The sequence below is a fragment of the Actinomadura sp. NPDC023710 genome (assembly GCF_040639875.1).
Classification (GTDB): domain Bacteria; phylum Actinomycetota; class Actinomycetes; order Streptosporangiales; family Streptosporangiaceae; genus Spirillospora; species Spirillospora citrea.
In genome coordinates this window covers 52,241-75,060 of sequence record NZ_JBFAGB010000023.1, presented here as the reverse complement: position 1 = coordinate 75,060, position 22,820 = coordinate 52,241, and the positions used below count along the sequence as shown (strand labels likewise).

Annotated in this window: 24 protein-coding genes, 1 tRNA gene and 1 pseudogene; 10 read left to right on the top strand and 16 right to left on the bottom strand. The window is 70.4% G+C overall.

The genetic code is table 11. From position 1 onward, the window contains the following. Positions 1 to 14: 14 nt before the first annotated feature. From AB0H37_RS25725 to AB0H37_RS25710, 4 genes are read right to left on the bottom strand one after another with little or no spacing between them, the layout of a single operon-like run. Positions 15 to 827, bottom strand: coding sequence for an alpha/beta hydrolase (locus AB0H37_RS25725; RefSeq protein WP_360615736.1), 813 nt, complete (start codon positions 825 to 827; stop codon positions 15 to 17). 23 nt (positions 828 to 850) lie between these two features. Next, a complete protein-coding gene (locus AB0H37_RS25720; protein WP_360615734.1) occupies positions 851 to 2,086 on the bottom strand; it encodes a hypothetical protein in 1,236 nt (411 codons plus the stop codon). A gap of 10 nt (positions 2,087 to 2,096) precedes the next feature. Beyond that, a complete protein-coding gene (locus AB0H37_RS25715; RefSeq protein ID WP_360615732.1) occupies positions 2,097 to 2,981 on the bottom strand; it encodes a nitrilase family protein in 885 nt (294 codons plus the stop codon). 11 nt (positions 2,982 to 2,992) lie between these two features. Next, positions 2,993 to 4,345, bottom strand: coding sequence for an amidase (locus AB0H37_RS25710; protein WP_360615730.1), 1,353 nt, complete (start codon positions 4,343 to 4,345; stop codon positions 2,993 to 2,995). Between the two features lie 165 nt (positions 4,346 to 4,510). Here AB0H37_RS25710 and AB0H37_RS25705 point away from each other — a divergent pair, with 165 nt between their 5' ends. After that, positions 4,511 to 5,551: a LacI family DNA-binding transcriptional regulator gene (locus tag AB0H37_RS25705; protein WP_360615728.1), complete on the top strand. Its 1,041-nt coding sequence runs from the start codon at positions 4,511 to 4,513 to the stop codon at positions 5,549 to 5,551. Here the strand turns inward: AB0H37_RS25705 and AB0H37_RS25700 are convergent. Beyond that, positions 5,544 to 6,143, bottom strand: coding sequence for a TetR/AcrR family transcriptional regulator (locus tag AB0H37_RS25700; RefSeq protein WP_360615726.1), 600 nt, complete (start codon positions 6,141 to 6,143; stop codon positions 5,544 to 5,546). The genes AB0H37_RS25705 and AB0H37_RS25700 overlap by 8 nt on opposite strands. Positions 6,144 to 6,259: 116 nt before the next feature. Between AB0H37_RS25700 and AB0H37_RS25695 the strand changes: the two genes are divergently transcribed. After that, positions 6,260 to 7,294 carry a hypothetical protein gene (locus AB0H37_RS25695; RefSeq protein ID WP_360615724.1) on the top strand — a complete coding sequence of 345 codons (1,035 nt, stop codon included), beginning with the start codon at positions 6,260 to 6,262 and terminating at the stop codon, positions 7,292 to 7,294. A gap of 358 nt (positions 7,295 to 7,652) precedes the next feature. Continuing rightward, on the top strand, positions 7,653 to 7,826 hold the full coding sequence (locus AB0H37_RS25690; protein WP_360615722.1) for a hypothetical protein: 174 nt from the start codon (positions 7,653 to 7,655) through the stop codon (positions 7,824 to 7,826). A gap of 150 nt (positions 7,827 to 7,976) precedes the next feature. Here AB0H37_RS25690 and AB0H37_RS25685 read toward each other — a convergent pair whose 3' ends face one another. From AB0H37_RS25685 to AB0H37_RS25655, 7 genes are all read right to left on the bottom strand, one after another. After that, entirely contained in the window at positions 7,977 to 8,672 is a 696-nt protein-coding gene (locus tag AB0H37_RS25685) for a YdcF family protein (protein WP_360615833.1), read from the bottom strand. Positions 8,673 to 8,761: 89 nt separating this feature from the next. Next, complete coding sequence (locus AB0H37_RS25680) at positions 8,762 to 9,220, bottom strand: hypothetical protein (protein WP_329097252.1); 459 nt, start codon at positions 9,218 to 9,220, stop codon at positions 8,762 to 8,764. A gap of 131 nt (positions 9,221 to 9,351) precedes the next feature. Then, entirely contained in the window at positions 9,352 to 10,779 is a 1,428-nt protein-coding gene (locus tag AB0H37_RS25675; RefSeq protein WP_360615720.1) for an MFS transporter, read from the bottom strand. 176 nt (positions 10,780 to 10,955) lie between these two features. Next, on the bottom strand, positions 10,956 to 12,191 hold the full coding sequence (locus AB0H37_RS25670; protein ID WP_360615718.1) for a DUF6596 domain-containing protein: 1,236 nt from the start codon (positions 12,189 to 12,191) through the stop codon (positions 10,956 to 10,958). After that, positions 12,188 to 12,511, bottom strand: a complete 324-nt coding sequence (locus tag AB0H37_RS25665; protein ID WP_179831468.1) for a YciI family protein — start codon at positions 12,509 to 12,511, stop codon at positions 12,188 to 12,190. Before AB0H37_RS25665 ends, AB0H37_RS25670 begins: the two co-directional genes overlap by 4 nt. Positions 12,512 to 12,532: 21 nt before the next feature. Next, the gene (locus AB0H37_RS25660) at positions 12,533 to 12,655 is read right to left on the bottom strand and encodes a hypothetical protein (protein ID WP_360615716.1); all 123 of its coding nucleotides are present in this window, start codon (positions 12,653 to 12,655) and stop codon (positions 12,533 to 12,535) included. Positions 12,656 to 12,992: 337 nt separating this feature from the next. Further along, positions 12,993 to 13,631, bottom strand: a complete 639-nt coding sequence (locus AB0H37_RS25655; RefSeq protein ID WP_360615715.1) for a TetR/AcrR family transcriptional regulator — start codon at positions 13,629 to 13,631, stop codon at positions 12,993 to 12,995. Positions 13,632 to 13,719: 88 nt separating this feature from the next. Here AB0H37_RS25655 and AB0H37_RS25650 point away from each other — a divergent pair, with 88 nt between their 5' ends. Then, positions 13,720 to 14,085 carry an SgcJ/EcaC family oxidoreductase gene (locus AB0H37_RS25650; protein WP_360615713.1) on the top strand — a complete coding sequence of 122 codons (366 nt, stop codon included), beginning with the start codon at positions 13,720 to 13,722 and terminating at the stop codon, positions 14,083 to 14,085. Continuing rightward, positions 14,082 to 14,891: an NmrA/HSCARG family protein gene (locus AB0H37_RS25645; protein ID WP_329097265.1), complete on the top strand. Its 810-nt coding sequence runs from the start codon at positions 14,082 to 14,084 to the stop codon at positions 14,889 to 14,891. Before AB0H37_RS25650 ends, AB0H37_RS25645 begins: the two co-directional genes overlap by 4 nt. Before the next feature lie 393 nt (positions 14,892 to 15,284). On the opposite strand, the pseudogene AB0H37_RS25640 reads toward AB0H37_RS25645, so the two are convergent. Continuing rightward, a pseudogene (locus tag AB0H37_RS25640) lies at positions 15,285 to 16,525 on the bottom strand (IS256 family transposase). A gap of 722 nt (positions 16,526 to 17,247) precedes the next feature. On the opposite strand from AB0H37_RS25640, the gene AB0H37_RS25635 reads away from it, so the two are divergent. Beyond that, positions 17,248 to 17,376: a hypothetical protein gene (locus AB0H37_RS25635; protein ID WP_360615711.1), complete on the top strand. Its 129-nt coding sequence runs from the start codon at positions 17,248 to 17,250 to the stop codon at positions 17,374 to 17,376. Positions 17,377 to 17,420: 44 nt separating this feature from the next. Here the strand turns inward: AB0H37_RS25635 and AB0H37_RS25630 are convergent. Next, a tRNA-Ala gene (locus AB0H37_RS25630) sits at positions 17,421 to 17,496 on the bottom strand. Positions 17,497 to 17,736: 240 nt separating this feature from the next. Here AB0H37_RS25630 and AB0H37_RS25625 point away from each other — a divergent pair. After that, a complete protein-coding gene (locus AB0H37_RS25625; RefSeq protein ID WP_360615709.1) occupies positions 17,737 to 18,672 on the top strand; it encodes an LLM class flavin-dependent oxidoreductase in 936 nt (311 codons plus the stop codon). Positions 18,673 to 18,784: 112 nt separating this feature from the next. Here the strand turns inward: AB0H37_RS25625 and AB0H37_RS25620 are convergent, their stop codons facing one another. Together AB0H37_RS25620 and AB0H37_RS25615 are read right to left on the bottom strand one after the other, a co-directional pair. After that, a complete protein-coding gene (locus AB0H37_RS25620; protein WP_360615707.1) occupies positions 18,785 to 19,480 on the bottom strand; it encodes an HAD-IA family hydrolase in 696 nt (231 codons plus the stop codon). 22 nt (positions 19,481 to 19,502) lie between these two features. Continuing rightward, positions 19,503 to 19,622 (bottom strand): DLW-39 family protein, encoded by a 120-nt coding sequence (locus AB0H37_RS25615; protein WP_021592723.1) that lies wholly within the window; start codon positions 19,620 to 19,622, stop codon positions 19,503 to 19,505. 220 nt (positions 19,623 to 19,842) lie between these two features. Between AB0H37_RS25615 and AB0H37_RS25610 the strand changes: the two genes are divergently transcribed. The 3 genes from AB0H37_RS25610 (at position 19,843) to AB0H37_RS25600 (ending at position 22,774) form a co-directional block, all read left to right on the top strand. Beyond that, the gene (locus tag AB0H37_RS25610; protein ID WP_329097280.1) at positions 19,843 to 20,052 is read left to right on the top strand and encodes a hypothetical protein; all 210 of its coding nucleotides are present in this window, start codon (positions 19,843 to 19,845) and stop codon (positions 20,050 to 20,052) included. Positions 20,053 to 20,069: 17 nt separating this feature from the next. After that, positions 20,070 to 20,861 (top strand): SDR family NAD(P)-dependent oxidoreductase, encoded by a 792-nt coding sequence (locus AB0H37_RS25605; protein ID WP_179831460.1) that lies wholly within the window; start codon positions 20,070 to 20,072, stop codon positions 20,859 to 20,861. Between the two features lie 119 nt (positions 20,862 to 20,980). Next, entirely contained in the window at positions 20,981 to 22,774 is a 1,794-nt protein-coding gene (locus tag AB0H37_RS25600) for a M64 family metallopeptidase (RefSeq protein WP_360615705.1), read from the top strand. Positions 22,775 to 22,820 lie beyond the last annotated feature (46 nt).

The following is a 22,820-nucleotide window of genomic DNA, read 5'->3' as shown; positions in this document are numbered from 1 at the left end:
AGCGACGCGGACGGTCAGGCGCCTCGGTGCGCCTTCACCGCGTCAGTGATCCGCTCGGCGAGCAGACGGGGAGCGGAGGCGTGCGCGAGGTGGCCCTCCCCCGGGAGGCGGACCACCCGTGCTCGCGGCATCGCCCGCTCGAACTGCGCGAACGCGGTCCCGTAGGGCGGCTGCCCCTCGTTGACCGCTCCGAGGAGCAGGGTGACCGGCACATCGAGTTCCGCGAAGGCGTCGAAAGCGGGCCGGTGGTCGTCGATGGCCCCGAGCTCGTCCGCCAGAGGCTCCGCCAGCGGGCGAAGGACGTTCCACACCGGGCTCCGCCGAAGCTCGGCGACATACGCGTCCGAGAAGCCGGACACGGCGGTGTTGACGAGCTCCACGGCACGGTCGAGGTCGTTCCGGCCGATCGCCTCGCGCAGCGGCCCCAGCGCCTCCGGGGCGAACGGGCGGGCCACCGGCTCGTACAGGGTGAGCGAGCGCAGGTCGGTGCGGCCGATCGCGGCCTCCAGCGCGATCAGGCCGCCGTAACTCCAGCCGAACAGGTGCGTCCCACCGGAGAGACCGAGATCGCCGAGGCTTCCGAGGACGTGACGGAGGTCGTCCACCTCGGTGCGGACCGAGTAGCCGGGTCCGAGCGGTCCGCTCGCGGCCCGACCGCGGCGATCGAGCACGAGGACGGGGTTCGGAAGGTCGAGGTGCTCGACGACGGGCCGCCAGCTGGCGGCGTCCGCCATCACGCCCGGGAGCAGCACCACCGGGGGGCCGTCGCCGTCGCGGATCTCGGCGCCGAGGACGGTGCCGTCACGGGTGAACTGGACGGTAGGCAAGACAGGTCCTTCCTTGTCGCTGGTCAGAGGGTGGAAACGAATCCGGGCAGCAGGCCGAGCAGCGGGACGCCCACGAGCGTGCACACGGCCATGGAGGCCACGTTGCCGATGAACGGATGGAAGTCGGCGGGCAGGCGCCTGGAGATCAGCGCGGCCAGGGGCGGCCCGGCGACGGCGCCGCCCACCGCCCCGGCGACGACCGCCTGGACCGTCCCCCCGTAGGTGAGGACGATCGCCGGCGCGAGCGAGACGACCGGCACGAACGTCGGGTACCAGCCGGCGGCGGCCCAGCGCCGGTGGTAAAGCAGGACGCCCAGCGTGCCGGCCAGCACCTGGGCGGTCAGCAGCGCGGGCAGCAGGGTGCTGCCGTACACCGGGGTCAGCGGGTTGAGCAGGTACGCCGCGAGGGTCGCGCCGATCAGGCCCGCGGAGGCCAGCTCGTTGCCGTAGAACTGGGCCTCGGTGAAGTCGGCCAGCACGCGCCTGACCACCCAGCCCGCACCGAACTCGTCCCGTCCCGGTACGGCCGCGGGCGGCTCGCCGGTCCGGGCGGCGGGGAGAGGGCGGGGCATCCACGGCAGGTGGCGGCAGACCAGGAAGGCCAGGAGGGCCCCGGCCCACATGCCCGTGACGCAGCCGATGACGTTCGGCAGGTGAAGGGGCTGGCAGAAGAAGTTCGTCACGACCAGCGCCGCCGGCGTGGCCAGCGCGGCCCCGAGCACCGCCCCGGTGACCGCGACGGACCAACCCGCGCCGTAGACGAGCACGACCGCCGGGGGCACGGACAGGAACGGCACGAAGGTGGGCTGCCACCGGCCCGTCGCCGGGATCGTCCACCCCCAGGCGAGGTCGGACAGCAGCAGGCCCAGCACGGCCGAGTACAGCAGCCACGGCCACAGACCGCTGCCGCAGGCCAGCGGGAATCCCGCCCAGCGCCGGCCGCGCCTGGCGGCCGTGTGCGCGAGCCAACCGCCCGCGATCATGCAGATCCCGCCGGGCGCGGACTTGTAGAACTGCGCCTCGGTGGCGTCGCCGATCCACCAGCGCAGGAACTGCGGGACGCTCGCGTACGCCTCGTCCTGCCAGCGGGCGTATCCGGGCAGGACGTGGGGGAGCCCGTCCGTCGCCCGCGCGAGGAGGACGGCGAGGACGGCGGTCGCCGAGACCAGCGCGGCGCCGGCCAGCCATCGCGCGGCCGCCGGGGGCAGGACCGGCGCGGGCGCGCCGTCGGCCCGCAGGGTCTGCGTGGTGTCGCTCATGGCGTCGCCCTCAGCGGGGGAACGCGTCGCCGCCGCGATAGCCGAGCAGCGGATCGTACAGATCGGTGCGCCGGTCCCGGACGAGGTCGTTGAGGTCGTTCCAGATCGGCGCCGACCGCGCCGCCGCGAGGTCGAGATCGGCGTAGACGGTCGCCTCGCCCTCCGCGGGGGCGACGGACCCGATCGGCCAGCCGCCCGTGCCCGTGATGAGGGAGCATCCGAGGAACCTGCCTCCGCGCTCCTCCCCGACCCGGTTCGCCGCGACGATCGGGAGGTTGTTGACGTGCGACGCGGTCATCGTCAGGTAGGCGGCCATGCACCGGCCCGCCTCGTCGAAGAGCGGCGGCGGCGTCCACACCCAGTTGTTCACGCTGCAGATCACGTCCGCGCCCTGGACGGCGAGGAGCCGCGCCACCTCGGGGAACCAGATGTCCCAGCAGATCAGCAGGCCGATGCGGCCGATCCTGGTCGGGAAGACGGGGAAGCCGAGGTCGCCGGGCTCGAAGTACAGCTTCTCCCGGTTCCACAGGTGGGTCTTCCGGTAGGTGCCGATCGCCCCGTCCGGGCCGATGAGCACCGCCGTGTCGTAGAGCCGCACACCGTCGCACTCGGCCACGCCGCCGACGATGTGCAGGCCGCGCTCCCGGGCGAGCGCCGCCCACGCCCGCGTGGTGGGCCCGTCGGGGACGGGCTCCGCGTGCGCGTACGCCTCCTCGCGATCGGCGAACCCGTATCCCGTACCGGCCAGTTCCGGGAGCACGATCAGCGTCGCCCCCCGGTCCGCGGCCTCGTTGATCAGTTCGATGCTTCGCCGGACGTTCCCGTCCTTGTTCTCCAGGCCGACCCGGGGGTCGAACTGCACGGCGGCCGCGGTGACCGGGCTGACGGCGGGCATGGGCTTCTCCTTCATGGCTGCGCTGGGGTGGTGGACGTCGTCTTCGTCAGGCGGCGCGCCGCGGCGAGGAGCAGGCGCTCGGCGCCCGGCCGGGCGATCAGTTGCAGGCCGGCGGGCAACCCGTCGACGAGGGCGGCGGGCAGGCTGACGGCGGGAAGCCCGAGCACGCTCCAGGGGCTCGTGTACGCCAGGAGCGCCGCGCGGACGTCGACCGGCGTCCCGTTCAGCGCCAGGGTCCGGGCGCCCAGCGGCGGAGCGACGACCGGAACGGTGGGCATGGCGAGGAGTTCGAAGCGGCCGAAGAGGGCCGTCACCGCCCTGCGGACCCGCTCCCGCAGCTCGCGGGCCGTGGCGGTGTCCTCGGCGGTGATCCGTCCGGCCGCGCGCAGCCGCGCCAGTACCTCCGCGTCGTAGAGTTCCGGCGCGGCGGCCATCCGACCCGCGTGGAGCCGGTGGACCTCGCCGCTCTGGATCGCGGTGTACGCCCAGCGCAACCGCGCGATGTCGGGGACGGCGACGTCCCGCACGGGCAGCGGTTCCAGCATGGCGCGGGCCGCGGCGGTCACACGCGGGTCGACCGGGTGGACGGCGTCCGGCGCCACCCAGCCGACACGGACACCGGAGACGTCCGGGTCCGGGGCCTCCCACCCGGCCAGGGCGTTCCACAGCAGCAGGCAGTCTTCGGCGGTCCGCGCCATCGGGCCCACCGTGTCCAGGGAGGACGAGACCGGGAAGACCCCGTCGGACGGCACGGCGCCGAGGGTGGGCTTGAGCGCGACGATCCCGCAGCACGCGGCGGGGATGCGCACCGAGCCGCCGGTGTCGGTGCCCACCGCGAGCGGCACGATCCCGGCCGCCACGGCCGCGGCGGACCCGCTGCTGGATCCTCCGGCGAGACGCCCGTCCCCGTAGGGGTTGCGCGTCGCCCCGTTCAGCGAGCGGTCGCCCGTCGGTCCGAAGGCGAACTCGTGGGTCGTGGTCTTCCCGACGATGACCGCGCCGGCCGCGCGCAACCGGCGCACGCACTCGGCGTCCTGCTCGGGCACCCGGTCCGCGTGGTGGCGGGACCCCATCGTGGTGCGCAGCCCCGCGGTGTCCACGACGTCCTTGACCGCGATGGGGATGCCATGGAGGGGACCGCGGTCCAGGCCGGCGGCCAGTTCCCGTCCGGCGCGCTCCGCCGCCCCGCGCGCCCCGGCCCCGTCGACGGTGACGAACGCGTTGAGCCCTTCGAGCCTGGACGCCTCGGCCAGCGCCCGCTCCACCAGCCCGCCCGGCGACGACCGCCCGTCCCGGAGGGCGCCGGCCAGTTCCGCGACCGTCCGCCGGGCGAACCAGCCCGCCTCCGGCGGCAGGCCGATCACACCGACCGCCCCGCATCGACCCGTCGTGTCACGGCTTCGCCTCTTTCCCCATCGATTGGGGTGGATCCTTGGATGACCCAAACGATTGGGTCAAACGTTTGGGTTGTATAAAAGACACCGGACGGTGGCCCTGTCAAGGGGCACGGCGGCAGGAAGGCGGACGCAGTGGCCCGCAACGACCGGCAGCGGCCCGCGACGCTGCGGACCATCGCGCAGGCGGCGGGCGTCGACGTCTCCACCGTCTCCCGGGTGCTCAACGGCTCCCCCGAGGACGCCCAGCGCGCCGCGTCCCGCGAGACCGCCGAGGAGATCCGGCGCTGGGCCGCCCGGCTGGACTACCACCCCAACCCGCACGCCACCAGCCTGCGCACCCAGCGCAGCAACCTCGTCGGCGTCCTGGTCCCCCGGCTGTCCGACCTGGTGCTCGCCACGATCTACGAGGGCATCGAGGACGCCGCCGCCCGGCACGGCCTCGCCACCTTCGTCATGAACAGCCACGACCGGCCGGAGCAGCAGCGGGCGCGCACCGAGCTGGCGCTGTCCCGGCACGTCGACGGCCTGGTCTTCGGCGACGCGCACACCGGCGCCGCGTTCCTCGACGAGATCGCCGAGCGGCGCGTCCCGTTCGTCCTGGTCAGCCGGCACACCGGCCGGCACCCGTCGGTCACCTGCGACGACCGCCTCGGCGGACGCCTGGTCGCCGACCACCTGCTCGCCCTCGGCCACCGGCGGGTGGGCGTCATCGCGGGCGAGCCCTTCGCCAGCACCGGCGCCGACCGCACCGCCGGCTTCGTCGACCGGTACCGGGAAGCGGGCTTCCCCGTGCCCGGCTCCCACGTCGTCCACTCCGGCTTCGACGCCGCCGGCGGCCGAGCCGCCGCCGAACGCCTCCTGCGGCACGCCCCCCGGCCCACGGCCGTCTTCGCCGTCAACGACTTCGCGGCCATCGGCGCGCTCGGCGTCCTGCGCGACCAGGGCCTGCGCCCCGGCAACGACATCGCCGTCGCCGGCTACAACGACACCCCCCTCGCGGCGGAGCTGCCCATCCCGCTCACCAGCGTGCGCTCGCCCATGCACGAGATGGGCGCGCGAGCGCTCGACCTGCTCGTCGATCTGCTCGCCGGACGGGCGACCCCGTCCGAGCGCCTGCCTCCCCGCCTCGTCGTCCGGGCCTCCACCGACCCCGCGCCGAGGACGGTCAACTGAGCGTGGCGCGCCCCCGGACCAGCGGCAGGAAGACCTCCTCCACGATCTCGACGAGAACGCCGTCCGGCACGGCCGGGACGCCCCGCGTCATGTACTCGTTCCGCAGCAGCGCCACCGGCGTGGACGCGACCCGCGGGTGCAGCGCCTCGGCCGCGGCCTCGCCACGAGCCACCGCCCGGCCGAGCACCGTCAGCCACGCCGCCTCGTAAGCACCGCCACCGCCGTCCCGGAGTTCGGCGAGCAGTTCCGGCGCACCCCCGGCCGTGGCGATCAGTCCGCGCAGGATCTCCCCGTACGGCGACGACCAGGTGCTGTTCGCGCGGCGCAGCAGGGTCAGAGCGTCCTCGCGCAGCGAACCGGTGTCCGGCACCGTGACCTCAGCGTCGGCCAGCCGGCGGTACGCGGCGACACCGAGCGCCACGCGGTTCGGCCACCGCCGGTAGATCGCGTTCTTGTTCGTCCCGGCCCGCCGCGCCACCTCGTCCATGGTCAGGCCACCGGCACCGGACTCCCGCAGCACCTCGGCGGCCGCCCCCAGGATCGCCTCCTCCAGCGCGGCCCCCCGCCGCCGCGACCCCCCGCCCTCAGCCATGCCGCCCCTTCACCCGTCCCAGGGTACGAAGCGTACTCCAAACCACCTCTAGCAAAGGGAGAACGGCCACTCTATAGGGTACGGTGCGTACCGTAACTCGACGCGAAGGAACGACCATGCGCGCCCTCGGCATCAACTTCGACACGGGCTTCACCAGCGCGGGGACCACCACCCGCGAACCCTTCGACCCGGCCACCGTCCGCCGCGAGATGGACATCATCCGCACCGACCTGCGCTGCGACGCCGTCCGGATCACCGGCGGCGACCGCGACCGGCTGGAGACGGCCGCCCGCCTCGCCGCCGAGGCCGGACTCGAAGTCTGGTACTGCCCGTTCACCAACGGCCTCGCCCAGGACGAACTCCTCGACTTCCTGACCGACGGCGCCGCCCGCGCGGAGAGGCTGCGCCGCGACGGCGCCGAGGTGGTCTTCCTCACCGGCTCGGAACTCTCCATCTGCACCGCCGGCTTCCTCCCCGGCGAGACCCTCCAGGAAAGAGTCGCAACCCTCTCCGACCCGCAGGAACTCCGCGCCGCGCTGGCCACCCTGCCCGCCGCGATCAACGCCTTCCTCGCCAAGGCCGTCGCAGCCGTGCGGGCCGAGTTCGGCGGCCGCATCGGCTACGCATCGCTGCCGTTCGAGGGCGTCGACTGGACACCGTTCGACATGGTCGCCACCGACGCCGGCTACCGCGACGCACAGAACGCCGCCCAACTCCCCGCCGGGCTGCGGGCCCTCACCGCCCACGGCAAGCCCGCGGCGGTCACCGAGTTCGGCTGCGCCCCCTACCGCGGCGCCGCCGCCATCGCGAGCCGGGGCGACGAGGTCATCGAATGGAACGACCGGGCCCGACCCGCCCGCTTCACCCGCCCGGTCGTCCGCGACGAGCAGGAACAGGCCGACTACCTGCGCGAACTCCTCGACATCTTCGAGAACTCGGGGATCGACGCGGCCTTCGTCTACACCTTCGCCCGCTACGACCTACCCCACGCCGACACCGACGCCCACGACTTCGACAAGGCATCCTTCGGCATCGTCAAGGTCCTCCCCGGCGACCGCAAGGGCACCGCCTACCCGGACATGCCCTGGGAGCCCAAGGCCGCCTTCCACGCCTTGGCCCACTACGGACACACCCGCACGCAACCGGCTTAGCACCACACGAGCGCCGCCGTGGCCCAGATACTCCGTGCCCATGGTTCGGTGATGGCATTACAGATTCGCAGTCCCTTGTGGGAAAAGTGTTGCAGTTTCCAGACCGGGTTCCGAGTCGTCCGATTCACGCGACTGTCAGGTGCCCCAACGGGGATTCGGCTCGTTCATTGCCTTGCGTCACAGTGCCGATCCCGCACAGTCTTCTCTAGGCCCGGTTCATCCCGGTGCCCGCCCGGAGATCTCCGGGGCTAAAACAAGAAAGGTGGTTGATATATATATGGATAAGACACACAAGGGCACTCCGCTCATGGGAGCGCCTATTTGTTCACTTAGTACCGGTTGGTCCACAGTCGCTTCCGTGGCCGTCGGAGCGCTTCCGTTGCTCCCCGGTACCGGGGGCTCGGCGGTCGTCTTCGTGACCACCGAGGCGCCTCCGATCGTCCAGGCGTGCGACAACCCCGGCCACGTGCAGGTGACCTGCATGTTCTGCCAGGTGTCGTACTGCTCGCTGTGTGACGGTCACAGCTGCTAGTTCCAGCCTGCCCTGGCCCCCGCGGGGGCCAGGGCGGTTGAGCGGCTGATCAACAGGCCGGCCCCTCCGCATCTGCGCGGAGGGGCCGGTTCCATGAGCAATGGGCAGCCGGCCGCCCTGCGGACGACGCCTCATCCTCGTTCGAGACGGCTATCGGACGAGCCTGCTGGTGAAACCGGCCTCGACCAGCCGACGATAAGCCGCTTCGACTTCGGGCGGCATATCCTGTGGGATGGCGAATCCTCGGCCTGGGTAGACCATGATGCGCTGCGTGTCGCCCACCAACATGTTGATCACGCGGTTCACGTCCCCGATGCTCCCGATGTACTCGTCCAAAGGGAGCGGCCGCGACGCGCAGACGACCTCGAGTTCCGGCCACAGCTTCTTGGCGGTGGAGTAGGCGCGGCGCTGCTGGTAGGGCCGAGAGATCAGCGTCGCTGAGCGGACTTCGATCCCGCGGCTCGCGAGCAGCCTGCGGGTGAACTCGATGTTCTGACCGGTATTGGTGGCTTCGGGCTCGACCAGGATCGCCTCGCCGGGTACGCCGAGTGCGATGGCGTGGTCGCGGTAGTGGACGGCTTCGCCGCGCGGGAACCGCTCGATCGTCGTCGGCGCGTTGGCCCCGGTGAAGACGATGCGAGGGGCCGCCCCCTCCCGGTAGAGCTCCGCCGCGAAGGCGGCGACACCGAGATCATGGCTACCGAGCCCGATGGCGACGTCGGTGGGCCGGATCGTGTGGCACATGTCGTGGTAGTTCCACAGAGTTTCCACATCGGCGCGGTACGCCTCGCCCAACGTCACCTCGGGCATGGACCTTTCGCCATTCACCAGGCGGTCCGGCGGCATCGCCACCGGACCGCACCTCAGAAAGATCTTGCGAGCGTCTGGCCGTACCGCCCGCGCGGCACGGGCTGGGCGACCGAGGTCGGCGCTGGTCAGCCGCAGTGAACCTTCTTGCCGGTCAGCTCTCCCTTGTGCGCGCCGTCAGTGTTGATGAAGGCCTTGACGTACAGGCACCGATGGCGGGCATAGACGTAGAGCGGCCCGGAGTACCAATGGTTCCGCTTGCTGTAACCGTCGTACTTGCAGTTGCCGTACGCGGTCCTGGCCGCGTTGTAGACGCAGAGCTTGAGCTTGATGCTGTAGAGCGACGTCGAGCCCTTGCGGACGGCCAGCGCGCAGTTATAGCCGTTGGAGGAGTTGTAGTAGACCTTGAGGTAGCCGCGGACCTTGGAGTTCACGTAGATCGAATGGGTGCTGCGCAGGGCGTACTTCGACCCGCATGACGGGCCCGCCGCGCTCGCCGGCGTGGTGGACGCCAACACGGTCGTCAGCGTCAACGTGGGAAGCATGACAGCGGCCAGGCGCAGCGCGCGCCCTCCAATTTTGATCACGCGGTGAACCCTACGGCGACCAGGGGGGTTCCGCTAGTGCTGTGCGCCCCATCGTCCAGGACACCTCCCGCCCTCCCGGCGTTGCCGAAACACCTGCGTGACGGCCACAACACAGCCCGCATCGCCCATGCTCAGTGATGGGTCTCTTCCGGGGCCCTGCGGGGCATCAGGGTGACGAGCGGGACGCTGAGGGCGACCAGTCCCAGGACGACGATCAGGCTGATCTTCATGGCGTGGTCGAGGCCCGAGTCTGCGGCCTGGAAGAAGATCGAGGTGGCTGCGGCCGATCCCATTCCGGCGGCGAGCTGCTGAATCGAGCTCAGCGAGCCGCTGGCGCTGCCGGCCTCGTCGGGGTTGATGTCGCCCATGGCGACGTCGAAGATCGTGCTGGAGCAGCAGCCCAGCCCGAGGCCGATCACGAAGAACGCCGGGGTGAGCGACCACAGGCCGAGGCCGGTGCCCGAGGCGATGACCAGGGCGAGCACCCAGCCGCAGCCGGCCAGGACGATGGCCAGGCCTATGAAGATCAGGGTGCGGCCGAGCTTGGCGACCAGGCCGCCCATGGCGGCGAACGCGGAGCCGATGATGCCCAGGGTCAGCGGCAGCAGGGCCAGCGCCGCGTCGCGCGGTGATGCGTGCAAGCCCTCCTGCAGGAACAGCGACAGCACGTAGACCAGGCCGATCGTGGCGGCGAAGACGGCGAGCCCGACGAGCAGGCCGGAGGTGAAGCCTCGGTTTCGCAGCAGGGACGCTTTGAGCAGCGGGTCGGCGGCGGTCGACTGGCGGTGGGCGAAGGCGGCGAAGAAGGCCACGCCGGCGACGATCGCGGCGATCGGGATCGTGGTCCATCCGTTGGTGGAGCCCTCGATCAGGCCGTACAGCAGGCCGAACATCGCGCCGGCGAGCAGGCCCGAGCCCCAGCCGTCGACGACCGCGGAGTGGTCGCCGTCGTCGTGGGGCAGGATCCTGACGGCCACCGCCAGACCGATCACGCCCAGGACCAGGTTGATCAGGAAGATCGGGCGCCAGGAGAGGCCGAACAGGTCGGCGCCGATGATGAGGCCCGCCAGCACCGGACCGCCGACGGTGGCCGCCCCCAGCAGCGGGCCGAACAGGCCGAACGCCTTGGTCAGCATCTCCCGCGAGAACGTCTTCGTCATGATCCCCATGCCCTGCGGGATCAGCAGGGCACCGAAGGCCCCCTGCGTCACCCGGGCCACGATCAGCAGTGCCGGGTCGGGGGACAGGCCCGCCACCGCCGAGGCGACCGTGAAGCCGGTCATCCCGATCAGGAAGAGCCTGCGCTGCCCGTACTTGTCGCCCAGCCGGCCGCCGACCATGAGCAGCACGCCCATGGCGAGCATGTACGCCGTGCCCAGCCATTTGATCAGGCCCTGCCCGCCATGCAGTTCCATGGCGATGGTGGGCGCGGCGATGTTGGTGACGGTCGCGTCGATCACGTCCAGGGCGTCGGCGAGCAGCACCAGCGCCAGGATCGCCCACATCGACCGAGAGGACGTCGGACGGGTCTCCGTCATGCTCGTCGTCATGGTCGTCATCGCGATACCTGCGCTATGGCCGTCAATTTCATGATCGGGGTTCCCTGCTCTTCAGGGCCGGCCCCTCATGGGCGGCCTCACACCCCTGCTACGAACACCACCGCCCCGATCCGACACCGCCTCCGAGATTTTCTTGCCGAATCTCGATGGAGTCGTCGTAGCACCGCTCGATCGCGCTACCGCAGTTGGTCGCGGCGGCGAGTCAGGTACGCGGTCTCGGCGGTGTTGCCGGCCAGTTCGATGGCCCTGTCGTAGGCCGCGCGCGACTGCCGGCTGCGGCCCAGCCGGCGCAGCAGATCGGCGCGGGTGGCGTGGTAGGCGTGATAACCGGCCAGCTCGTCCTCAAGACGGTCGACGGCCGCCAATGCCACCTCCGGACCGTCGAGCTCGGCGACCGCGACGGCCCGGTTGAGGACGATGATCGGCGACTGGTCGAGGCGGACGAGCTGGTCGTAGAGGGCGACGACCTGCGACCAGTCGGTGTCGCGGATGTCGCGGGCGGAGGTGTGCACGGCGTTGATCGCCGCGAGGATCTGGTAGCGGCCCGGGGCCACCCCGGCGGCGGCAGCGGCGAGTCGCTCGCGCACCAGCCGGTGCCCCTCGGCGATCAGCGTCGCGTCCCAGGCTCCGCGGTCCTGCTCGTCGAGGGCGACCAGTTCGCCGCCGGCCGAGACCCGGGCGGTGCGGCGGGCCTCGATGAGGAGCATCAGCGCCAGCAGCCCGGCCGCCTCACCGTCCTCCGGCAGGAGCGCGCGGATCAGGCGAGTGAGCCGGATCGCCTCGGCGGTCAGGCCGTGACGTACCGGATCGGTGTCGGGACCGGTCGCCAGGTAGCCCTCGTTGAACACCAGGTACAGCACCGCGAGCACGCCCGAGACCCGAGCCGGGAGATCCTGCGCGGACGGCACCCGATAGGGGATGCCGGCCGCCTTGATCTTGGCCTTCGCGCGGGTGATCCGCCGCTCCATGGCGGTCTCCTGCGCCAGGAAGGCGCGGGCGATCTCGGGCACGGTCAGACCGCCGACCATGCGCAGCGTCAGCGCCACGCGGGTCTGCATCGCCAGCGCCGGGTGACAGCAGGTGAAGATCAGCCGGAGACGGTCGTCGTCGATGGCGCCGAGAGGCTCGGGCGGGTCGTCGTCGTACACCATCCGAGCCTCCTTGTGCTTGTCGTCGCGCTTGCTCTCGCGCCGGATCCGGTCGATCGCCTTGCGGTTGGCGGTGGTGGTCAGCCAGGCACCGGGGTTGGGGGGCACACCATCGGCCGGCCACCGCTCGACGGCGGTCGCGAACGCCTCGGCGGCCGCCTCCTCGGCGATGTCGAGGTCACCGAAGCGCCTGGTCAGGGAGGCGACCACCCGCGCCCACTCGTCGTGATGGACCCGGGTGATCGCCTCATCGACGTCGCTCACTGGAACGGCCGCACCTCGATCTTCCGATCGCAGACCTTCGACGCCTCCGCGGCGAGCCTGAGCGCCACGTCCAGATCGGGGGCCTCCCACACCCAGACGCCGGCGAGATACTCCTTCGACTCCACGAAGGGCCCGTCGCTGAACACCGCCTGCTCGCCCCGGTTGTCGATGACCGTGGCCGCGTCGGTGTCCGCGAGTCCGCCCGCGAACACCCAGTAGCCCTCGGCGATCAGTCGCTCGTTGAACGCGCTGATGGCAGGCTGCCTGTCGGTGCTGCCGGGATTGCTCTTGTCATCGATCACGGAGACCAGGTACCGCATCTGAAGATCATCTCCTGTGTGTCAAGACTGCGTGGTTCGGTGCTCGGGGACTTTCAAGCCGTCCGCCCGGCAGACCTGGATCATGACGCCCTTGGAGCCGACTTGCGACCCGACCAGATCGTCCTCCATGTTCAACGCTTCCACGACGGACTCCCAGCCAGCGGAATCCTGCACCGGAAGGGTCCCCACGAGCCGACGAACAGCTCGTAGCTCTGCCCCCGAACAGGAACGCATCGGCGCGCAGGTAGGTCTGTCATGGTCACGGTCCCTCTGCCTTGGCACCGCCCCTTCTGGACGGCCTCACCCCTGCTACGAACACCACCGCCCCGATCCGACACCGCCTCCCGGATTTCTCCGAAGAACTTTCCGGGACGCCGATTGAGACGGTGTGACAGAAGGGTTCGCGCGAACCAGGGCCTGTTTCAAAGTCGATCAGCGCCGTTTACTGATCCGGGCTCTTGCATCCCATGGATGGCTCGTCCTAGCTCGACCAGCGACCGGTGAAGAGTTCCACGCCCGGCGGCGAACCGGGCAACGGGTCATGTCCCGGCCGCAGTCCGTCGAGCGCTATCGCGATCAGCCGTCGGCGAGCCTCGGCGGCGGCGCGGAGCAGGTCGTCCCGGCCCTGCTTGCGAAGCTGATCGACCACCGGGGAACGGCCGAGCTGCTCGATGAGCAGCGAGATATCGACCACGGTCACATCGGCGCGCAGGACGCCGGCCTCGTGTCCTCGCCGTACGAGCTCAGCGAGCAGCTCGTCGCCGCGGCGGGACTTGGCGCTCATCTCCTGGGTCACCTCGATGGCACCAGCGATGGGAGCCAGCGAGCCCTGCCCGAACTCGACGCAGCAGCGCACGAATGCCGCCAGTCCGGCCCACGGATCGGGATCGGCCAAGCCCTGCTCGGCCGCCTCGTTCCAGTGGTCGAGGGACACCAGGCTGAGCTGCTGGAACAGCTCCTCCTTCGTCTTATAACGGCGGTAGAGGCTGCCGATGCCGACTCCTGCTCGGGCAGCGATGGCAGCGACGGACGCGTGCGCGCCGTCTTCGGCGAGCACGTCACGGGCGGCCTGGAGCAGCGCGCGGTCGTTGCGTTCTGCGATGTCTCTACGCGTGGTCATCGCCGCAGACCTTACCAGTTGCGGAGCGAATCGCTCCGGCATAGTCTGGACGCGGAGCGAATCGCTCCGCTAGCTGAGGAGATGCGACATGGACCCCGAGATCGAGGCGATCGAGCAGGTCGTCCGCGACGCCGAAGAGCTGCAGAGCGACGTCGCCGGTTTCACTGGACTGCTGACCGAGGAGGTGTCCCTGGTCAACTTCACCGGCATCCGACTGCGCGGCCGCGAGCAGGTCAAGAAGGTCATGGCCGAGGCGCTGCGCACCCCGCTGAAGGACGTGCTGACCACGAACGAGCTGCTGGACGTCACGTTCCTGCGCCCGGACGTGGCGCTCGTCGACCTGATCAAGCATGTCAACGACGGCCGCACGGCAGCGCTGACGTTCGTACTGGTCAAAGACGCCGGCACCTGGCGGATCGCGCTGGCGCAGACCACCCCGGTGGTGACGTCATGAGTATGGCTCTGGTCATCGGTGCCACCGGCCGGCAGGGCGGCGCCACCGCACGTCACCTGCTGCGCCGCGGCTGGCAGGTTCGCGCCCTGGTGCGCGACCCGGAAAGCCCCGCCGCGCGTCGCCTGGTCGGCGCCGAGCTCACGGTCGGCGACCTGGGAGACCCCGCGTCCCTGGAGCGAGCGATGCGTGGCGTCGATGCCGTGTTCAGCATGCAAGCCCTGGCCTACGAGCCGGAAACCCTCAAAGCCGAGGTACGGCAGGGCATGCTCGTCGCCGACGTCGCCCTGGATACCGGAGTCGGGCACCTTGTTCACAGCTCGGTCGGCGGCGCCGAGCGGCACACTGGAATCGAGCACTTCGAGAGCAAGGCGGCAATCGAGTCCTACATCCGCGCTCTGGGGTTGCCCGCGACCATCCTGCGGCCGGTGTTCTTCATGGACAACCTGCTGCACTACGCCGACGCCGCAGGCGAAAGGGTGATGGAGCTCCCGGTGCTCCCCGACCGGCCGATGCAGCTGATCGCCACCGACGATATCGGCCGCATCGCCGCGCACGTCATCGACCACCGGGACGACTACCTGGGTGTGGAACTCGAGATCGCCGGCGACGAGCTGACCTTCTCCGAGGTGGCCGCAATCTACGAGAAGGTCACCGGAGTGCCGACGCGCCTCGTCGCCCTGCCGGTCGAGGGCAGGATGTTCGAGTGGTTCGCCGAGAGCGGCTACCAGGCTGACCTCGCCAAACTGCGCGACCGCTTCCCTGGCTTGCTCACCTTCCAAGACTGGTTCCGCGGCCAGGTCCACTAGGGCCTGCTTCGAAGCCTGGAGTGTGTGACGGTGTGTAGCGATCTCTGAGCAGTGAGGTCTCTGGTAGATGGTTCATCGACCAAGAAGAACCCAGAACCGGAGACCTCGTGGCCATCCCAGCGGTGACGAGGCGGTTCGACCTGACCGACACACAATGGGCTGCTCCGGCCCGCGGGGCCCAGGGGGCGGCACAGGCCCTTGTTCGAGCACGTTCTACCGTCCCGACCGTGGTGCATCACAGGCGGTGTTCGGCTGAGCGGCGGGCATCCCCAAACCACCAATGACCGTCACGGGCGCGGGATGGGCTTCCCGGAGTCGGAATGCCCTGCCGGAGGGGTCACGTCCACTGGAGTGGTGTAAGAGTTGATCTTCGCGTGATCCTGTTTCTGCAGGTTAAGCGGTGAGTTCTCGCTGGTCGATCTCGGGCTCGGGTGTGTTGCCCTCGACTACTCGAAGGCGGGCTTTGGCCAGGAATTCCAGGCCCATGTAGCGGCGTGCCTCGGTCCACTCGTCGGTCTGCTCCATCAGCACGGCGCCGACGAGGCGGACGATCGCGGCCCGGTCGGGGAAGATCCCGACCACGTCGGTGCGCCGGCGGATCTCCTTGTTGAGACGTTCCTGGGGATTGTTGGACCAGATCTGCCGCCAGAGCTGGCGCGGGAAGCCGGTGAAGGCCAGCAGGTCGGGCTTGGCCTGGTCCAGGTGCTCGGCCGCGTCGGGGTGTTTGGCCTCCAGTGAGGCGACGACCCGGGTGTGCTGGGCGTGGACCTCTTCGGCGGCGGGCTGGTCGAAGATGGTGCGCACCAGTGTCGCCACCCACGGCTGCGCCGATTTGGGGACGCGGGTGAGCAGGTTGCGCAGGTAGTGCGTCCGGCACCGCTGCCAGCCCGCGCCGGGCAAGGTGGAGCCGATCGCCTCGACCAGGCCGGCGTGGGCATCGGAGATCACCAACTGGACGCCGGACAGGCCGCGGGCCACCAGGCCGCGAAGGAACGCCAGCCACCCGGCGCCGTCCTCGGCCGAGGTGACCTCGACGCTGAGGATCTCGCGGTGCCGTCGGCGTTGACGCCGGTGGCGACCAGCACATGCACGTTGACGATCCGGCCGCCCTCACGGACCTTCTGGGTCAGGGCATCGACCCACATGAACGCATACGGGCCGCTCTCCAACGGTCGGTTGCGGAACGCTTGGACCTGGGCGTCCAGCACCTTGGACATCTCCGAGACCTGGCTTTTGGAGATGCCCTTGATTCCCATCTGCTCGACCAGCTTGTCCACCCGCCGCGTGCTGACGCCCAGCAGATAGGAGGTGGCGACCACGCTGACCAGGGCCTGCTCGGCTCGGCGACGCCGCTCCAGTAGCCACTCAGGGAAGTAGGTCCCGCTGCGCAGTTTCGGAATCGCCAACTCGACGGTGCCGGCGCGGGTGTCCCAGTCACGGGACCGGTAGCCGTTGCGGCGGTTGACCCGCTCGTCCGAGCGCTGCCCGTAGTCGGCGCCGCACACCGCATCGGCCTCCGCGCTCATGAGCGCCTCGGCCATCGTCTTGACCATCGACCGCAACACATCGGGCTCACACGCCCCGATCTGCTCGGCCAGCCAGCCCGCAGGGTCCACACTGTTGTCCACGGCCATCGCGTTCCTCTCCTTCTGATCTTGGTCGATTCGAAGGATCACGCGATGGCCGTCTCACGTCACGACGCCACGCCCTCTGACCAGGTCAAACTCATACACCACCTCCGTGGACGCAACCGCCGGAGGCGTTGCCTTTCCCGGGAGACCGGTTGAAGACTGGGCGCCTCATCAGCTGTCGAAGGGATGCCATGCGTGGCGCGCTCGTGGGTCTGATGGCCGGTGGCTTGATGGGTGCACTGTGGGGGTCCACAAACAATTTCGGGACTTGGAACAGTGCGATAGGTGCTGGCCTGATGGGTGCTCTCGTGGGGATGTGTGTCCGCCATTGGAGGGATGCTGTGCGTGCTGCGCTCGCGGGTCTAGTGGCCGGTGGCTTGGCTGGAGCACTCATGGGGGGCTACAGCGTGATCGGAGCATTGTGGGGGGCAAGGCCCGGTTATGAGGCTTCCGACAGTGCGATAGGCACTGGCCTGATGGGTGCTCTTGCGGGGACGTGGATCGGTTTGATCGTGGCAGTGGTGCGCAGTGCGTGGAGAAGCCGTCGCGAGGGTCGCGGAGAGCTCTGAGGCGGCGGCGCGGACCCCGTGCCCGCCGGCGGCTGGGCGACAGACGCGGCGGCGTCGCGATGCGTGGCTCGGCGCGGTCGCCCGGTGACCGGCGCCCACGCCGCACGCTCCGGGCGGCCTGGCGCGGGGCCGCGCACTGAGCGCCGCTGCCCCTTGATGTACTACCAGCACGCGACGTCTGAGGCGGGCCGCGCGATCGCCGATGCGCTCAACGACAAGATCGAGGCGGAGCGGGGCGACGAGGATGACGGCGGCCTTGGTGGCGCGCTCGTCCCGGTGGCCTAATCGCACGGACGCCCCCGCCCGGGTCTGGGCGGGGGCGTTTTGGCTGGTGGAGCCTAGGGGATTCGAACCCCTGACACCCGGCTTGCAAAGCCGGTGCTCTACCAACTGAGCTAAGGCCCCTGGTCCATTGCCTGACCTGTGGTGACGGCCGGTCGGCGTGACCGGTGACGATCGTACACCGTGGGTGGAGCGCAAGCTTTCCAGGCATGGCGCCCGGTGAGGCCTTGGCGGGTGTAGTGCCTGGCCGGGGGCTGGGGGCTGGGGGCTGGGGGCTGGGAGAACCTCACTCGTCCACCGTGCCGAGTGCTTCATACCTTCGAGGGAATTGTTGTCATTCCTGTTCGGGGCCACGATCCTCGCATGGACACGAGATTTGGGATCTTGCTCCCCACCAACCGGGGGCAGTGGGACGACGCCCGCCGGTTGGTCGACTTCGCCGTCCGGGCCGAGCATCTCGGCTACGACTCGGTATGGGCCAACGACACCCTGCTCGGCCCGCGGATCGAACCGCTGGCCATGCTCGCCGCCCTCTCGTCGGCGACCGAACGGGTCACGCTGGGGACGGCCGCCCTCCTGCCCGCCTTCCGCCGTCCGGTGACGGCGGCCCAGGCGCTCGCCTCCATCGACCACCTGTCGGCGGGACGCCTGATCGTCACCGTGGGTGCGGGCTTTCCCGGCAGGTCGGAGACCGAGTACGCGGTGTCCGGGGTGCCGTGGGAGCGCCGTTTCGGACGGCTGCACGACACGGTGGCCCTGTGGCGGGCGCTGTGGGCGGGCGAGCGTGCCTTCCATGGCAAGGTGCTGCGCTTCGACGAACTGCCTGAGTCCACGCCCTCCTACCGGCCCGGCGGGCCCCCGATCTGGCTGGGCGGGGCGAGCCCGTCGGCGTTGGAGCGCGCCGGGCGGCTCTACGACGGGTGGTTGCCCTACCCGCCCGACCCGGCCGACTACCGAGCGGGCCTCGCGACGGCGCGGTCGGCGGCGACGTCTGCGGGACGTCCCGAGGACGCGGTCACCCCGGCGCTGTTCGTCACGGTGTTGATCAGCGACGACGCCGAAGGCGTGGAACGGCAGCTCGACTCGTACTGCCGATCGACCTACGGCCTGCCATACGAGACGGTGCGGAGCATCCAGGCGATCGTCGCAGGCCCGGCCGAGCAAGTGGCCGCCGTGCTGGCCCGCTACACGGACGCCGGCGCGGGACACCTCGTCTGCCGCATCGCCGCGCCGTCCCTCGACGCCCAGCTGGACCAGCTGGAACTCATCGCCGAGACCGTACGCCCGGCGCTGAGCTGAATCTCTGCCTCCGAGTCGTTGAGATCACCGGCGCCTCGTGACCGGTCCGGGCATCAGTCAGCGCAGGCAGGCCGCGCTCGGCGCAGGGAACTCGTCCTCGATGAGGCCGGGTCTACGCGTTCGCGGGGGTGCGGAGGATGAGGTCGGGGAGGGCGGCGACGGTGGGGAGGACGTGGGTGGCGCCGGCGGCGAGGAGGCGGTCGTGGTCGTCGGCGCCGGTGAGGACGCCGGCGACGATGGACGCGCCGGAGCGGCGGCCGCAGAGCATGTCGCCTGCCGTGTCACCGCAGACGGCGATGTGGCGGACGTCGTCCACGCCGAGGCGCAGGGCCGCGGTCAGGACGAGGTCGGGCCACGGTCGGCCGCGCGGGACGTCCTCGGGGCAGAGGGTCAGGTCGGCGCGGTCCCACCAGCCGAGGGTGTCGAGGACGCGGGCCTGTGTGCTGCGGCCGAAACCGGTGAGCAGGCACACGCGGACACCGGCGCCGCGCAGCCGCGTGAGGGCGTCGTCGGCGCCGGGTACGGGTGTGAGGCCGCGCCGGTCGATGAGGTCGTGGTAGGACCGCTCGAACGCCAGGTGCGCGGCCTGGGCGCGAGGCTCGTCGAAGAGCGAGCGGAAGATGCCGATCTTCGATCCGCCGCGCGCGTCACGGAAGCGGGCGAGGGCACGGCCGTAGGACGCCGTGCCGGAGACGATCCCCAGAGTGGCGATCGCCTCGGCGAAGGCGGACTCGACGGTGTCGCCGTCCGCGACGGTGGTCCCGGCGAGATCGAGGCAGGCGACGGTGATCGGATCTGCTTCGTTCACGCCGGGGCCTGTCGCCGGCGTGTCAGTTGTCGGACGACGTGGCCTCGGTCCACAGGTCCAGCTCGGCGCGGTCCTGCTGGAGCTTGCGCCAGACGGCGAAGCCACCGAGTGCGACGACGGCGAGGACGAGCAGCTTCTTCACGGTGGGACCCCTTCACCTTCGACTATCAAGTCAGAACCCGGGAACGGCTCATCAGTGTCTGCTTCCCCCAGGCTCTCCGCAGCCTAGCAACCACGGCCGGGCGATCAGCACCGAAGGGCCCCTCACCGGACGACACATTCAAAGAAGCCTCGCATTTCACCCTCTCGTCGGAACACCGGAACGGTCGCATAATCCGGGTGGACGACCTTCGGGAGTGCCGATGGCAGAAGACGACTTCCGGCGCTGGGAGCGCGAGCTGGAGCCGGACGTACCGGATGAGCGTCCGTCCGGGGGCCGCGGACTGGTGCTGGTCGCGGGGCTGACCGCCACGGCGTGCGCGGCGGTGATCGCGTTGGGCGACGTGCCGCTCGGCACCGCCGGGCTGGTGCTCTCGTCGATCATCCTGCTGCTGTGGCGCATCGGAATGTGATCCGCCATCATCGCGGCATGGATCTGCGCGGAGCGAACGTCCTGCTGACCGGAGCGACCGGCGGGATCGGCCAGGCGCTGGCGAGGGCCCTCGCCGCTCGCGGCGCCCGGCTGGTGCTGACGGGGCGCCGGGCCGACGTCCTGGAACCGCTGGCCGAGCGGCTCGGCGGCCGCGCCATCGTCGCCGACCTGGCGGATCGCGCGACGGCCGAGAACCTCCTGGACGAGGCGGGCCGGGTGGACGTGCTGGTAGCGAACGCGGCGCTGCCTGCGTCCGGACTGCTCTCCGAGTACTCGATCGAGGAGATCGACCGGGCGATGGACGTGAACCTGCGGGCGCCGATCGTGATGGCGAAGCTCGCCGCCGCGCAGATGGCCGATCGTGGCCGCGGCCACCTGGTCTTCGTGTCGTCGCTGTCCGGGAAGACGGCGTCCGGGCACGCGTCCCTCTACAACGCGACGAAGTTCGGTATGCGGGGATTCGCCCTGGCGCTGCGCGAGGACCTGCGTCCGCACGGCGTCGGCGTCTCGACCGTCTTCCCCGGCTTCATCCGGGACGCGGGCATGTTCGCCGAGGCCGGCGTGACCCTGCCCAAGGGGGTCGGGACGCGGTCGCCCCGGGATGTGGCGCGCGCGACCGTCCGGGCCGTCGAGCGCGACATCGCGGAGATCGACGTGGCGCCGCTCGGGCTGCGGATCGGCGCGCGGATCGGCGGGGTCGCGCCCGTCCTGTCGGCGGCCGTGCAGCGGCGCGCGGGCGGGCACCGGATCTCGCAGGGCCTCGCGGACGGACAGCGCGGCAAGCGGTAGCGACAAATCGGGATCTACCGGCGATAATCCGGGCGAGCCCGCTTGATCAGCGGGAGGAGCCGGCGCAGCGCCCGGGCCGCATCCCGCCTGCCGCGCCCCCGCGCGAGGAGGGTCTGCGCATGTGGACGGGCAGGAAAATCGTGATCGGGACGGCGGCCGCGGCCGTCCTGGCGCTGGTGTCGGTGCCCGCGCGGGCGGCCGGGCCCGCGGACGCGACCGTGGTGCCGGTGCAGATCACCGGCGACCCCGCGAAGCGCTTCAACCTGGTCGTGCTGGGCGACGGCTACACGGCGGCGGACATGCCGAAGTTCCGCGCACACCTCGCCAAACACCTCAACGACCTGTGGACGATCGAGCCGTTCAAGTCGTACCGCAGCTACATCAACGTGTACGCGGTGGAGACTCCGTCCGGCGAGTCCGGCGTGAGCTGTGACCCGGCGCTGTCCTCGCCTCGTCGCGAGACGCCGTTGGGCATGGCCTTCTGGAGCGGCTGTAGAGAGGACGGCATTCAGCGTCTTCTCGTCATGGACTCTGCGGCCGCCAAGACCTACGCGGACCTCGTCCAAGGCACGACTGTAGGAAATCGTCAGATCCTCGCGCTCGCCAACAGCGACACCTACGGCGGTGCAGGCGGCGCCTATGCGACGGCGTCCGGTGGGAACGCCTTGTCGGCTCTCATCGCGCCGCACGAGCTCGGCCACTCGCTGGGTGGGCTGGACGACGAGTACGACTACTACCAGCGGGGCGTCCCTGGTGGGACGTACACCGGTCCGGAGCCCGGCTCCATCCACCACACGCTTCTGACCGAGAAGGAGATGCAGGCGCAGAAGCAGAAGTGGTGGCGGTGGCTCGGTGAACGGAGCGAGGCCGGGGGCACCATCGGACGCTACGAGGGTGGCCTCTACTCCAGTAAGGGCGTGTGGAGGCCGAGCCAGCACTCCATGATGAAAACGCTCGGCTACTACTACGACCAGGTCGCGCGTGAACGGATGACCCAGCGGATCTCGGGCAAAGTCAACCTCGTCCAGGCGAACACGCCCACGAACGCCCCGGTGGGCGACGACCGTGTGCTGTGGGTCGAAACGATGCATCCGACCGGTCACCCGTTGTCCGTTGATTGGACGGTCGATGGGAAGACCGTCGGGCGGGGCGCGAACCTCGACCTGTCCAGCCTGCACCTGAGGAAGGGCACGCACACGGTCGAGGCCACGGTCACCGACCCCACCGGGTTCGTCCGGGACCCGAGCATCCGGTCATCCGCCGCACTCACGCAGGTGCGTACATGGACGGTCGACACGGGCGTGACCACTCCAGCTGAAAAGGTGCCAGTCGACTTCAACTCGTCCACGCCCACTGACAAGCCCGTGGGAGGCGATTCCGTCGTCTACGTGGAGACGACCCACCCGGTGCAGAGCGTGCCCAAGGTGAACTGGGTATTGGACGGGCGCCGGGTACGCGGCGGCGACCGAGACATCGATCTCGGACGATTCCGCTTGGCGAAGGGCACGCACACGCTCATCGCCCACGTCGGCTCCCACACCCGCACATGGACGATCGACGCTCAGGCGCCGACAGTGGCGTACGAACTGTCCAAGGCGGCACAGAGCCAGGTTCGTTCTGGGCGGACGCCCGAGTACGTCTTCGACGGCCCCTTCACCATGCGGCTCACCGGCGCGGACGACCGTCCTGGCGTGGTCGTCTCCGAGTTCCGCGTGGACGGCGACGGCTGGTTCAACTACTTCGGCTGGCCGACCGACTCGTCCGCTCCCTGGCTGTTCACCGAGAACGGCACGGTCATCGACAGCCTCACCTACGGCAAGCTCGGGAAGGGCCGCCACACCATCGAGTACCGTGCGATCGACCCGGCGGGGAACCTCAGCAAGCCCGGCAAGTTCATCGCCACCCTCCGCTGACTCCAACGCCAATCCCTCACCGCACTCCAGCGCCGCCCTACTGTCC

Coding starts and splice junctions, on each gene's coding strand:
- AB0H37_RS25720 (WP_360615734.1), bottom strand. CDS start 2,086: ATGAGCGACACCACGCAGACCCTGCGGGCCGACGGCGCGCCCGCGCCG.
- AB0H37_RS25600 (WP_360615705.1), top strand. CDS start 20,981: ATGTGGACGGGCAGGAAAATCGTGATCGGGACGGCGGCCGCGGCCGTC.
- AB0H37_RS25655 (WP_360615715.1), bottom strand. CDS start 13,631: ATGACCACGCGTAGAGACATCGCAGAACGCAACGACCGCGCGCTGCTC.
- AB0H37_RS25610 (WP_329097280.1), top strand. CDS start 19,843: ATGGCAGAAGACGACTTCCGGCGCTGGGAGCGCGAGCTGGAGCCGGAC.
- AB0H37_RS25650 (WP_360615713.1), top strand. CDS start 13,720: ATGGACCCCGAGATCGAGGCGATCGAGCAGGTCGTCCGCGACGCCGAA.
- AB0H37_RS25635 (WP_360615711.1), top strand. CDS start 17,248: ATGTACTACCAGCACGCGACGTCTGAGGCGGGCCGCGCGATCGCCGAT.
- AB0H37_RS25715 (WP_360615732.1), bottom strand. CDS start 2,981: ATGCCCGCCGTCAGCCCGGTCACCGCGGCCGCCGTGCAGTTCGACCCC.
- AB0H37_RS25700 (WP_360615726.1), bottom strand. CDS start 6,143: ATGGCTGAGGGCGGGGGGTCGCGGCGGCGGGGGGCCGCGCTGGAGGAG.
- AB0H37_RS25605 (WP_179831460.1), top strand. CDS start 20,070: ATGGATCTGCGCGGAGCGAACGTCCTGCTGACCGGAGCGACCGGCGGG.
- AB0H37_RS25695 (WP_360615724.1), top strand. CDS start 6,260: ATGCGCGCCCTCGGCATCAACTTCGACACGGGCTTCACCAGCGCGGGG.
- AB0H37_RS25675 (WP_360615720.1), bottom strand. CDS start 10,779: ATGACGACCATGACGACGAGCATGACGGAGACCCGTCCGACGTCCTCT.
- AB0H37_RS25645 (WP_329097265.1), top strand. CDS start 14,082: ATGAGTATGGCTCTGGTCATCGGTGCCACCGGCCGGCAGGGCGGCGCC.
- AB0H37_RS25685 (WP_360615833.1), bottom strand. CDS start 8,672: ATGCCGCCGGACCGCCTGGTGAATGGCGAAAGGTCCATGCCCGAGGTG.
- AB0H37_RS25665 (WP_179831468.1), bottom strand. CDS start 12,511: ATGCGGTACCTGGTCTCCGTGATCGATGACAAGAGCAATCCCGGCAGC.
- AB0H37_RS25625 (WP_360615709.1), top strand. CDS start 17,737: ATGGACACGAGATTTGGGATCTTGCTCCCCACCAACCGGGGGCAGTGG.